The sequence below is a fragment of the Sphingobium xenophagum NBRC 107872 genome (assembly GCF_000367345.1).
In the GTDB taxonomy this organism is placed as follows: Bacteria; Pseudomonadota; Alphaproteobacteria; order Sphingomonadales; family Sphingomonadaceae; genus Sphingobium; species Sphingobium xenophagum.
The window spans coordinates 79,595-91,818 of the sequence record NZ_BARE01000001.1 but is presented as its reverse complement, the minus strand read 5'-3'; the positions used below and the strand labels follow the sequence as shown (position 1 = coordinate 91,818).

The following is a 12,224-nucleotide window of genomic DNA, read 5'->3' as shown; positions in this document are numbered from 1 at the left end:
GCCAGCTATATGTCCAGCTCAGTGTCGGCTTTGTCGACCTGCGCGCCATAACGCCGCGCCAGCACGGCGCAGGCCATCAACTGGATCTGGTGGAACAGCATCACCGGCAGCAGGATCGCGCCGACGCTACTCGCCGGGAACAGCAATCCGGCCATCGGTACCCCGGTTGCCAGGCTTTTCTTCGACCCGCAAAAGACCAGCACGATCCGCTCCGCCCGCGCCAGGCCCATCATCCGCCCCAGCCCCCAGGTGAAGCACAGGACCACCGCCAGCAGGGCAACGCAAAGACCCGCCAGCAGCGCCATTTCCCCCGCAGACACCGTCTGCCACAGCCCCTCAACCACTGCCGCGCTGAAGGCGGCATAGACCACCAGCAATATCGATCCGCGATCGACCCGTCCGATCATCGCCTTGTGCCGCGCCACGAACCCGCCAATCCAGGGCCGCGCCAGATGCCCGATCAGGAAGGGGAGCAGCAATTGCAGCACGATCCCCTCGACCGAGGCCAGCGAGATCAGACTGCCGCTGCCCGTCCTCTGCATCAGCAGCGCGACCAGCAAAGGCGTCAGGACAATGCCCAGCAGATTGGAGAAGGAGGCGCTGACGACCGCAGCGGCGACATTCCCCCGCGCGATAGCGGTAAAGGCGATGGACGATTGCACAGTCGATGGCAGCAGCGTCAGGAACAGCAGCCCGGCCCGCATCCCGTCTGGCACCGCGCCGATCTGCTGGCTTGCCAGCCCCAGCAGCGGAAAGACGGCGAAAGTCGTCGCCAGTACCGCCAGATGCAGCCGCCAGGCCTTGGCCCCGTCCCAGATTGCGGCGCGCGACAATTTTGCGCCATGCAGAAAAAACAGCAGGACGATGCCCGCATCCGCCACGGCATCCGCGATCCGTGCCCCGTCACCACGCGCGGGCAGCAATGACGCTAGCGCAACCGTGCCCAGCAGCAGCAAGAGGAATGGATCGATCAGTTCACGAAGGCGGGTCATGGGTCAGCCTTGGGCAGGGAAGGGCGCAAAATCGGGGATAGACGCCGCCTCTTCATTGAGCCAACAGATTCGCACAAGCAGGCAAGGAGCGGATGATGAGCGAACATATTGCGGTGATCGAGCAGGCTGGCGTGCTGGAAATCCACATCGACCGACCCGACAAGAAAAATGCGCTGACCGCCGCCATGTATCGCGCCATGACCGCCGCGCTCGCCGATGCGTCTGCCCGTGCGGACATTGGCGCCGTGCTGTTCGCGGGGCGTGGCGACGCCTTTTGCGCGGGCAATGATCTGAAGGATTTTCTGGCCGGGCCGGAAGGGGGCGCTGCCGCCTTCGCTTTCATCCGCGCGATCGCCGCGTTCGACAAACCGCTGGTCGCGGCGGTGCAGGGGCTGGCCGTTGGCGTCGGCACGACCATGTTGTTCCATTGCGACCTGATCTACGCCGCGCCCGATGCGCGCTTCGTCATGCCGTTCGTCAATCTGGGGATCGTGCCGGAAGCCGGGTCCAGCCTGCTCGCGCCAGCGTTGATGGGTCATGCGAAGGCCGCAGCGATGCTGATGCTGGGCGAACCCATGGATGCGGAAGGGGCCGATCGCGCAGGGCTCGTCACCGCCATCGTTCCGGCCGACCAACTGCTCGACCATGCCCGCGCCAAGGCCGCTGCACTGATGGCGAAACCGCCCCAGGCTCTCGCCGTCACCCGCCGCTTGATGAAGGGCGATCCCGCCATGCTCACTGCCCGGATCGACGAAGAGGCGCGACTGTTCCGCGAATCGCTGACATCACCCGAAGCACAGGAAGCCTTCACCGCCTTCTTCGAAAAGCGCGCGCCGGTGTTCAGGCGAGGCTAGGGCCGTCGGCCTGCTTGCCCAGCCGTAATTCGCTCACGATCACCGCTGCGACGATCATCGCCCCGCCCAGCAGCGCCATGGGCGGCAGCCGGTCGCCAGCGATCCGCCCGATTATCCCGGCCCAGACCGGCTCGCCCGCATAGATCAGGGTCGCCCGCGTCGGCGACACGGTGCGCTGCGCCCAGTTCATGACCAATTGGATGATCGCCGTCATCGCGCCCAGGCCGCAGGCGGCGATCACCACCGCCCAGGAAAAGGGCGGGATTGCCTCGCCCACGGGCACCATGCAGGCGAAGGCCAGCAGCGACGTTACCGCGAGCTGCACCACCGTCACCCGCAATATGTTGACGCTGCCTGCAAACAGGCTGATGAAAATAATCTCCAGCGCGATCGGCACCGTGCTGACCAGCGTGATCAACTCGCCCTTGCCCATCTTCACCCCGTCTTGCGGCGCGGCGACGAGCAGCAGGCCGATGAAGGCCAGAACCACCCCGATCCAGCTGGCAAGACGCGGGCGGCGGCGCAAAATGATCCATTGCAGCACCGGCACCAGCGGGACGTAGGCCGCCGTGATGAAGGCCGAAGAACTGCTCGAAATCGTCTGAAGGCCCCAGGTCTGGAGCGTGTAGCCCGCGAATATGCCCAGCCCGATCACCAGCCCGGCCCACAATTCGCGCAACGTCATGCCCCGCAGCAGCGGAGCCGCCAGCGGCAGGGTGAGCAAGGCCGCCGTACCGAAGCGCAGCCCGACGAAATAGAGCGGGCCAGAATTGGCTACCGCGCCATGCACGATCAGAAATGTGCCGCCCCACAGGATCGTTATGCCGATCAGGGCCAGTTCCGCGCGGCCGATCAGCCAGCGGCTTGGGACGGGCTTATGGTCTAGGACGGCGGCATGGGTCATGACCGACCGCTATGGACCGCGCAGGGCGCGGTCAAGCCAAGGGTGCGCGGGATGTGCCCGCGCACCCGGACGGATTATTCGTTCTTCAGATCCTTGCCCGCTTCTTCCAGCGACGCGCCAACATCGCGCTTGGCGGCGTCTGCCTTGCGTTCCGCGTCTGCGGCGGCATCGCTCGTCGCGGCGCCGATCTTGTCCGTGCCCTCGTCGATCGTCCGTCCGGCCTCATCCAGGCCATTGTCGATCTTGTCGCCAGCCCGATCAACCGACTGGCTGATGTCATTGCCGATCGAAGCGCCAGCATTTTCGACGCTATCCTGGGTCTTTTCCGAGCAAGCCGACAGGCTGGCGATAGACAGGACCGCGAGGGCGGCCAGAACTGAAGTGCGCATGATGTCTCCTTTTCCCCATGGCATGGAAGGAGATAAGCGCAGCAGGCGCGATAAGGTTGCGTCGGCGGGCCTATCCTCCGCGCAGGCCGAACACCATCGACCGGTCCTGATCGGGGATCAGCCCTTCCAGCACCCGCCAGAAGCCGGTGACCGATCCTTGTCCCGCCTGCGCATAGGCAGCCGCCATCTTCTCGCGCAGGGCGCGGAACAGTTCCGCCTCCAGCGCTGCGCCCGCTTCGCTCAGCCGCAGCAATTTCTGGCGGCGATCGCTGGCGCCGGGCCGCGTTTCGATATAGCCGCGCTCGATCAGGTCGTTAAGAACCCGACCCAGTGACTGTTTGGTAATGGCCAGAAGCCGCAGCAGATCTTTGACGGTCAGGTCGGGCTGGCGCGAAATGAAATAGAGCGCGCGATGATGCGCCCGGCCCAGCCCGATCGCGGCCAACCCCTCGTCGATGGACCGGGTCAGCGCCGAATAGCCGAAATAGAGCATTTCGATCCCGCGCCGTATCTCATCCTCGCGCAGGAACAGCGGGGAAGCGGGCGACATCTGGGCCGAGGAAGGCGATGAACTGGTAACGGTCATGGCTGTGATGATCCAGCGCGGGAGGAAAATATCTTATTGCCGTCCCAAAAGGATGATGACTAGTGGTCCGATTCTGACATTTGCTACCTTATGGGGTAAGGCCTGTTCAAATGTCAGAATCTTTTCGGACCGCTAGCCCGCTTTTATCCTGGTGGATTTTGCGATTTTGACATTTGCAGGCCCATCCCAGCCGCCAGGGGGATGCAAATGTCAAAATCAATTCACCGGGCTTTCCTTTCGCCAATCACACGCTATATGCCTGACCGCGTCGACGATAGTCGGCCCTGCTGGGGCGTCGCCAAGCGGTAAGGCAGCGGCTTTTGATGCCGCCATGCGCAGGTTCGAATCCTGCCGCCCCAGCCAGTTTTTCTGAACATCATCGAATCATGCGGGAAGCGGAGACGGCGATGACCGCCGCCTCCTTCGTTCCTCAGCGGGGCTGGTTACCGGCCCAGCAGTCCGCGCGCTTGACCGGCAATCTCGGCCAGCATAGCCACATTGGGGGTCGCCGCGGCCTTGGCGCGTTGCACCAGGGTGCGGAACTGGCGGATGCGGGGGCCGCGCTGGATCAGCCATTGCTCGACATGGTCTGATATGTCCTTGCCTTTGCCATGGGCCAGGAAATCGAGCCGGACCTGCTGCATGTCGCGGGCGACGCCCGAAATCAGCAGCCGCTCCCACGGGTCGCTCGGTTCCATGCGCGCGGCGGCGGACTGGACCCAGTCGATTCCGACCGCTTCGCCCAGATGGGTGAAGGCGCGGGTCAGCGCGACTTCATCCACGCCCATCTTTCCGGCCAGGGCCGCGATTCCGACTGCGCCGTCCAGCTTGAACAGACCCGCCGCACGCCGCGCCAGAGCCTCCGGCGCGCCGAGGGCCAGCAGCCTGTCCGTCACCGCATTGGTGCGGCGCTGCGCTTCGCTCGTCAGCAGATCGTCGACCTGCGCCGCCAATGTGCCGACTCCCTGCTTAAGGGCAGCGAGTCCGGCGCTGGGCAATGTTCCGGCCGGTTGGCTGCGCAAGATATCGGCAATCTGCGCCCGCATCCCGCTCGCAATGTCGCCGAACAGGGCAAGGCGCGCGCTTTCCGCCATCTCGGCGGCGTCAATATCCGCCCATAGCGCGTCGATGTCATAGAGGCGCTCGGCAATCAGGAAGGCGCTGGCCATGTCGCCCAGCGAACAGCCTTCCTCCTCCACCATTTCGAACGGATGGATCAGGCCCAGCCGGTTCACGATGCGATTGGCGACCTTGGTGGCGATAATTTCCCTGCGCAGCGCATGGGCGGCGATTGCATCAGCCTCCTTTTCCTGCATCGCAGGCGGGAAGGCGGCCATCAATTCGCCAGTCATGCTGTCGTCGCTGGCGATGTCGCTTTGTTCGATCGCATCCTGCAAGGACAGCTTGGCGGTCGACAGCAGCACAGCCAGTTCGGGTCGGGTCAGCCCCTGGCCGTCCTGCCCACGCCGCAGCAACTGGTCATTGGCGGCCAGTCCTTCAACCTGCCTGTCAAGGCGCCCGCTTTCCTCGAATGTCTCGATCAGGCGGACATAGCTTGCCAGATCCGCCGCGCCGCCATTTTCGGCGATCGACAGTCCCAGAGCCTGAAGGCGATTATCCTCCAGCACGATCGCGCCGACGGCATCGGTCATGCTTTCCAGCAGCGCATTGCGCTCCTCGAACGGCAGGCGACCCTCGGCCATCTCCTTGTTGAGCGCGATCTTGATATTGACCTCATTATCCGAACAATCGACGCCCGCGCTATTGTCGATGAAATCGGTGTTGATCCGTCCGCCATGCAGCGAAAAGGCGATGCGCCCAGCCTGCGTCGTGCCCAGATTGGCACCTTCACCAATCACCTTGACGCGCAGTTGCTCTGCATTCACGCGCAACCGGTCATTGGCGGGATCGCCGACATCGCTGTGGCTTTGCGCGGCTGCCTTTACATAGGTGCCGATGCCGCCGAACCAGAGCAGGTCGGCCGGGGCCTTGAGGATCGCGGAAATCAGCGCAGTCGGCTCCATCTCGGCATCGGTGACGCCCAGTATCGCCTGAATTTCCGGGGTCAGCGTTATGCTCTTGAGCGCGCGGGAAAATACGCCGCCGCCCTTCGAGATCAGCGCCTTGTCATAATCGTCCCAGCTTGAGCGGGGCAGCTGGAACATGCGGTTGCGCTCCTCCCAGCTTCTGGCGGGATCGGGCGCAGGATCGAAGAAGATGTGACGATGATCGAAGGCGGCGACCAGCTTGATCGCCTTGCTGAGCAACATGCCGTTGCCGAACACATCGCCCGACATATCGCCGCAGCCCACGACGCTGATCGGCTCGTTCTGCACGTCGACGCCCATTTCGGCAAAGTGGCGCTGGACGGAGATCCACGCCCCGCGCGCGGTGATGCCCATCGCCTTATGGTCGTAACCGTTGGACCCGCCGCTGGCAAAGGCATCGCCCAGCCAGAATTTGCGGTCGAGCGCAATGGCATTGGCCACGTCGCTGAAGGTCGCCGTCCCCTTGTCGGCGGCGACCACGAAATAGGGGTCGTCGCCGTCGCGCACGACGACCTGGGCGGGGTGCTTTACATGATCGTTGACGATATTGTCGGTGACCGACAGCAGCGCGCGGATGAAGATGCGGTAGCTTTCCGTGCCCTCGGCCAGCCAGGCATCACGATCGGCCTGCGGATTGGGCAATTGCTTGGGATAGAAGCCGCCCTTGGCCCCGGTCGGCACGATCACGGCGTTCTTCACCCGCTGCGCCTTCATCAGGCCCAATATCTCGGTGCGGAAATCGTCGCGCCGGTCGGACCAGCGCAACCCGCCGCGCGCGACCGGCCCGGCACGCAGATGGATGCCCTCTACCCTGGGGGAATAGACCCAGATTTCGCGCCATGGCAGCGGCGCAGGCAGGCCGGGAACCTGGGCGCTGTCCAGCTTGAACGCCAGCGCCTCGACTGCGGCCTTGCTGAAGAAATTGGTGCGCAGCGTCGCGGTGATGACCGCGCGCAACAGGCGCAGCACCCGATCCTCGTCAATCGCGGTCACGGCCTCCAGCCCGGCGTCGATCGCCGCCTGCGCCTCCGTCACGCGCGCGTCCGCGCCATCGCGCGCGGCGGGATCGTGCAGCGCTTCGAACAGGGCGACCAGATTGACCGCAACCCCCTGCGCACGGCGCAGCGTTTCGGCAAAGGTCGCCATGCCATAGGCCATGCCGGTCTGGCGCAGATAGCGGAACAGTGCCCGGAACAGCACGACCGATCGGGGCGTCAGCCCGGCGGTGACGATCAGTTCGTTGAAGCGGTCATTTTCCGCCCGGCCTTCCAGCACCTGGGCGATCGCTTCGGTGACGATGTCGGCGCGGTCGACCACGCCCTGCGCATCGCCGCCAGCGGGCAGTTCCAGCACGAAACGCTGGACATGGCCCAGCGCACCCTTCTGGCCATTGGCGTCGATGGCCGTCGTCATCTCCTCGATCACGCGAAAACCGAAATTCTCGAACGCCGGGACGACTTCGGACAAGGCGATCGTCATATGGCTGTAGAGTTTGAGCCGCAGCCGTTCCGCGCTATCCTCAGGATTGCGATAGATGCGGATCGATTTGTCGTCCGCCCCGGACAGACCATGGATCAGGCGGATGTCGATAGCCGCTTCGGCTGGCCCGGCGCCGTTGCGATAGACCGCAGGGAAACCCCCGGCGTAGCGTTGCGCCAGCGCGGCGGCGCGGCCCGGCTCCTCGGTCTGGGCCAGCGCTTCCTCGACGGCGGGCAGCCAGCCGCGCACCATCTGCTTGAGTTGATGGTCCAGTTCCGCGTCATCCGGCACCACGCCGCCTTCGCGCAGGTCGAGCGTGATGCGCAGCAGCGCCAGTCCGCCTTCCTCCAGCGCGATCGACCAGCTGAGAACCGGCCCGTTCGACGCCTGCGCCAGCATATCCTGCACCGCCATCCGGCGTGCGGTCGACAATTCGTCGCGCGGCAGCCAGACAAAGGCATAAAGATGGCGCGCCAGAGCGCTGGTCGCGAGCGCCAGTTTCGGCCGCGGCCGGTCCGTCAGCGACATGAAGGTCAGCGCCAGCCGCTCCAGCGTCTCGCGATCAAAGCCGATCGTGATGTCATGGGGCAGGGCGGTGAGCGCGTGGGCCAGCGTCTTGCCCGCATGGCCCGCCGGATCGAAGCCGAACTTGTCCATCAGGTTCGACAGCGTCGATCGCAGCAGAGGCACCTTGTCCGGGGTCGCCGACAGGCCCGAACTGGTCCACATGCCCGCATGGATCGACAGCGCCTTGACCTCGCGCCCTTCGCGCACGGGGATGATGATCAGGTCGAGCAGCACATGGCGATGAATGCGCGAAAGGCGGCTGGACTTTATGATCAGCGGCGTGCGCTTGCCTTCCTCGAACCACACGAAGGCGGCTTCCAGCGAAGCCGGGGCGATCAGCGTCTTGTCGCGCAGGGTGCAGATGCCGAGCTGCGACTGGGTGGTGCCGTCGCGGTTGCACAGTTCGTGCCCGGTCTGGGTGAAATGGCGCGCCAGGAACCAGCGCAGCAGCGCCGCGCCTTCCTCATCCGGCACAGCATCGGCGTCCGCCGACATCGCCGCCTGCATCGGCGCCCAGTCCGCCACCGCCGCCCGCACGTCGGCCAGCGTATCGCGCATCGCCTTTTCCAGCGCCCGTCGCGCCTTGGCGTCTGCCCGGTCCGCTTCCATGTAAATCATCGATTCGCGTCGCGCGCCCGGCGCGTCATCGTCCAGAATGGCGGCGATCGATCCATCGGCATGCCGGGTTACCGACAGGACGGGGTGCAGCAGGCGGTGGATGGTGATGTCGGCGGCCGCCAGCGCGTTGGCGATACTGTCGACCAGAAACGGCATGTCGTCGTTGACGATCGCGATCCGCATGTAGCGGCCATTGGCGCCTTCGCCCAATGTTTCGACCATGATGGCGGCTTCGCCCGGCTTGCGCCCGTTGGCGGTGCGGCCCAGAAAGGCGGCGGCGGCGGCAATGCCATGCTCGTCCAGCCCTTCGCGTTCGCCGGGCAGCGCACCACGCTCCAGCGCTGCCTCCAGCGCCTCCCGAATGAACTTGTCGACTTCCTTGATGTTCGCGTCCGCCAGCGCCGTCATTCGCCTAACCTCTCATGCGGGTTCGTCCCGCTTGGAATTGAACGGAGGAGGCACTGGATCGCCGCCATGCGTCTCCTCGGCTTTCGAGCGTCTATATGCCTCCGCCCATCGGGAGGCTCAAGTCTGATTGCGAAATAAAGTGTCTTAACATTGAAATAATATGATGCACCGCAACATGCCCCAAACAGGCCGGCGGGGCAGGTCGTGACGTGACTATCGGCCAGCCCGCGCCGCATGTCGAGCGGGGATCAAGGCGCTTTCGGCGCATTTTGCCGCGATCCGCCCAAGCCAGGCGGTGCGTCGTGCTGCACCACGCTGATGCAGGCAAGATTATGCAGCTTTGGAGATCGCTCCGTTCATCAGCATTACTGTCACTCCGCCGCCACACTCTCCAACCCCAGCAACGGTGCGAGATAATGTCCCGTAAATGACCGCGGTTCCTTGGCGACCTTTTCCGGCGTGCCCTCGGCGACCACTTCGCCACCCTTCACGCCGCCTTCCGGTCCCATGTCGATGATCCAGTCGGCGGTCTTGATGACGTCCAGATTATGTTCGATCACGACGACGCTGTTGCCCTGGTCGACCAGCGCGTGGAGGACTTCGAGCAGTTTGCGGACATCCTCGAAATGCAGGCCCGTGGTCGGTTCATCCAGAATGTAGAGGGTGTTGCCGGTGGCGCGGCGGGAAAGTTCCTTGGCGAGCTTGACCCGCTGGGCTTCGCCGCCGGACAGGGTCGTGGCCTGCTGGCCGACCTTGATATAGCCAAGGCCCACTTCGGCGAGCATCGCCATCTTGTCGCGGATAGGGGGGACGGCCTTGAAGAATTCGACCGCGTCCTCGACCGTCATGTCCAGCACGTCGGCGATCGACTTGCCCTTGAACTTCACCTCCAGCGTTTCGCGATTGTAGCGTGCGCCGTGGCATACGTCGCATGTCACATAGACGTCGGGCAGGAAGTGCATCTCGATCTTGAGCACGCCGTCGCCCTGGCACGCTTCACAGCGGCCGCCCTTGACGTTGAAGCTGAACCGACCGGGCTTGTAGCCGCGCGCCTGGGCTTCGGGGAGGCCTGCGAACCAGTCGCGGATGTTGGTGAAGGCGCCGGTATAGGTGGCCGGGTTGGAGCGGGGGGTGCGGCCGATCGGTGACTGGTCGATGTCGATCACCTTGTCGCAATGTTCCAGGCCCGTCACCTTGTCATGCGCGCCGGCCAGAATGCGGGCGCCGTTCAGGGCGCGGGCGGAGGCGGCGTAGAGCGTGTCGATGGTGAAGCTGGACTTGCCGGAGCCGGAGACGCCGGTGATGCAGGTGAAGGTGCCAAGCGGGATCGATGCGGTGACGCCGCGCAGATTGTTCGCGCGGGCATTGTGGACGGTGATCTTCTTGCCCGATCCCTTGCGGCGCTTCTTGGGCACGTCGATGCGGCGGGTGCCGTTCAGATAATCGGCGGTCAGCGACCCTTTGGCGGCGAGGATGTCGGGCAGCGTGCCCTGGGTCACGATCTGCCCGCCATGGATGCCCGCGCCCGGCCCCATGTCGACGATATAGTCGGCGTGGCGGATCGCATCCTCGTCATGCTCGACGACGATCACGCTGTTGCCCAGGTCGCGCAGGCGCTTCAAGGTCACGAGCAGACGGTCATTGTCGCGCTGGTGCAGGCCGATCGAGGGTTCATCGAGGACGTAAAGGACGCCGGACAGCCCGCTACCGATCTGGGACGCCAAACGGATACGCTGGGATTCGCCACCGGACAGCGTGCCGCTGGTGCGGTCGAGATTGAGATAATCGAGACCGACATTGTTGAGGAAGCCCAAGCGCTCGACGATTTCCTTGAGAATGGCCTTGGCGATCTGGTTCTGCTGATCGTTGAGCTTGTCCGGCATCGCGGTGAAGAAATTGAGCGCGTCCACGACCGATCGGCGGGTGGAGAGGGAAATATCCTCGCCCGCAATCTTGACCGCCAGCGCTTCGGGTTTGAGGCGCGCGCCATGACAGGTTTCGCAGGGTTGGGCGCGCTGATATTTGCTCAGTTCCTCGCGCATCCAGGCGGATTCGGTTTGCAACAGCCGGCGGTTGAGGTTGCCGATGACGCCTTCAAACGCCTTCTTGACCTCATAGCTTTTGCGGCCATCCATGAATTTCAGGGTGACCGGCTTGCCGCCGGTACCGTGCAGGATGATGAGCTTCACTTCGCCCGGCAGGTCCGCCCAGGGCGTGTCGAGGCTGAAGCCGAATTCCTTGGCCAGTGAGCCGAGCACTTGCATATAATAGGGACTGGGCGGGTTGGATTTTGCCCAGGGGACGACCGCGCCCTTCTTGAGGCTCAGGGCTTCGTTGGGGACGACCAGTTCGGGGTCGAACTCCAGCCGTTCGCCAAGGCCGTCGCACGCCGGACAGGCGCCCATGGGCGCGTTAAAGGAAAAGAGGCGCGGCTCGATCTCCGCGATGGTGAAACCGCTGACGGGACAAGCGAATTTTTCACTGAACACGATGCGGTTGGCGGGGATGCCGGACCCCTTCATCTTCTTGTCGGCGGCGGGGGCTTCATCCTCGCGGCCCGGCACGACGCCATCGGCCAGATCGACATAGGCCAGGCCGTCGGCAAGTTTGAGCGCCTGCTCGAAACTGTCGGCGAGGCGGGTGCCCATGTCGTTTTCCACGGCCAGGCGGTCGACCACGACTTCGATGTCATGCTTATATTTCTTGTCGAGCGCGGGGGCGTCCTCGATCAGCATCATCTCGCCGTCGATGCGGACGCGGGTATAGCCCGCCTTCTGCCATTCGGCCAATTCCTTGCGATATTCGCCCTTCCGCCCGCGCACGACGGGCGCAAGGAGGTAAAAGCGCGTGCCCTGCGGCAGCAGCATCACGCGATCGACCATCTGGCTGACGGTCTGGGCGCTGATCGGCAGGCCGGTGGCGGGGCTGTAGGGGATGCCGACCCGCGCCCATAACAGGCGCATATAATCGTAGATTTCGGTAACGGTCGCGACGGTCGAGCGCGGATTCTTGGATGTGGTCTTCTGCTCGATGCTGATTGCGGGGCTCAAACCCTCGATATGCTCCACATCGGGCTTCTGCATCATCTCCAGAAACTGGCGCGCATAGGCGGAAAGCGATTCCACATAGCGCCGCTGTCCTTCGGCATAGATGGTGTCGAAGGCGAGCGAGCTTTTGCCCGATCCCGACAGGCCAGTAATGACGATGAGGGAATCGCGGGGCAAATCGACATCGACGCCCTTGAGGTTATGCTCGCGCGCGCCGCGCACACTTATGTGGGTCAGACTCATGGGGCGTGTTGTTCCAGATTTGTTCTGTTCGGGCAAGTCCATCTGCCGATCGTCCCGACAGATGGGACGGGAGCAGGGATTTGAGAAGG

7 protein-coding genes and 1 tRNA gene are annotated in these 12,224 nt (G+C 64.2%); 2 read left to right on the top strand and 6 right to left on the bottom strand.

Annotated elements, in window-relative coordinates; all coding sequences use genetic code 11:
• Positions 1 to 5: 5 nt before the first annotated feature.
• Complete coding sequence (locus tag SX1_RS00475) at positions 6 to 992, bottom strand: bile acid:sodium symporter family protein (RefSeq protein ID WP_019051480.1); 987 nt, start codon at positions 990 to 992, stop codon at positions 6 to 8.
• Positions 993 to 1,087: 95 nt separating this feature from the next.
• Between SX1_RS00475 and SX1_RS00470 the strand changes: the two genes are divergently transcribed.
• Positions 1,088 to 1,846 carry an enoyl-CoA hydratase-related protein gene (locus SX1_RS00470; RefSeq protein ID WP_026149375.1) on the top strand — a complete coding sequence of 253 codons (759 nt, stop codon included), beginning with the start codon at positions 1,088 to 1,090 and terminating at the stop codon, positions 1,844 to 1,846.
• Here the strand turns inward: SX1_RS00470 and SX1_RS00465 are convergent.
• From SX1_RS00465 to SX1_RS00455, 3 genes are all read right to left on the bottom strand, one after another.
• Positions 1,833 to 2,750 carry a DMT family transporter gene (locus SX1_RS00465; RefSeq protein ID WP_019051478.1) on the bottom strand — a complete coding sequence of 306 codons (918 nt, stop codon included), beginning with the start codon at positions 2,748 to 2,750 and terminating at the stop codon, positions 1,833 to 1,835. The two genes, SX1_RS00470 and SX1_RS00465, sit on opposite strands and share 14 nt — an antisense overlap.
• Positions 2,751 to 2,824: 74 nt before the next feature.
• The gene (locus tag SX1_RS00460) at positions 2,825 to 3,139 is read right to left on the bottom strand and encodes a hypothetical protein (RefSeq protein ID WP_019051477.1); all 315 of its coding nucleotides are present in this window, start codon (positions 3,137 to 3,139) and stop codon (positions 2,825 to 2,827) included.
• A gap of 70 nt (positions 3,140 to 3,209) precedes the next feature.
• Positions 3,210 to 3,725: a MarR family winged helix-turn-helix transcriptional regulator gene (locus tag SX1_RS00455; protein ID WP_174302216.1), complete on the bottom strand. Its 516-nt coding sequence runs from the start codon at positions 3,723 to 3,725 to the stop codon at positions 3,210 to 3,212.
• Positions 3,726 to 4,013: 288 nt separating this feature from the next.
• Between SX1_RS00455 and SX1_RS00450 the strand changes: the two genes are divergently transcribed.
• Positions 4,014 to 4,088 (top strand) — tRNA-Gln (locus SX1_RS00450).
• An 80-nt stretch (positions 4,089 to 4,168) separates the two neighbouring features.
• On the opposite strand, the gene SX1_RS00445 is transcribed toward SX1_RS00450, so the two are convergent.
• Entirely contained in the window at positions 4,169 to 8,845 is a 4,677-nt protein-coding gene (locus tag SX1_RS00445; RefSeq protein WP_019051476.1) for an NAD-glutamate dehydrogenase, read from the bottom strand.
• A gap of 371 nt (positions 8,846 to 9,216) precedes the next feature.
• Entirely contained in the window at positions 9,217 to 12,135 is a 2,919-nt protein-coding gene (uvrA, locus tag SX1_RS00440; RefSeq protein WP_019051475.1) for an excinuclease ABC subunit UvrA, read from the bottom strand.
• Positions 12,136 to 12,224: the final 89 nt, after the last annotated feature.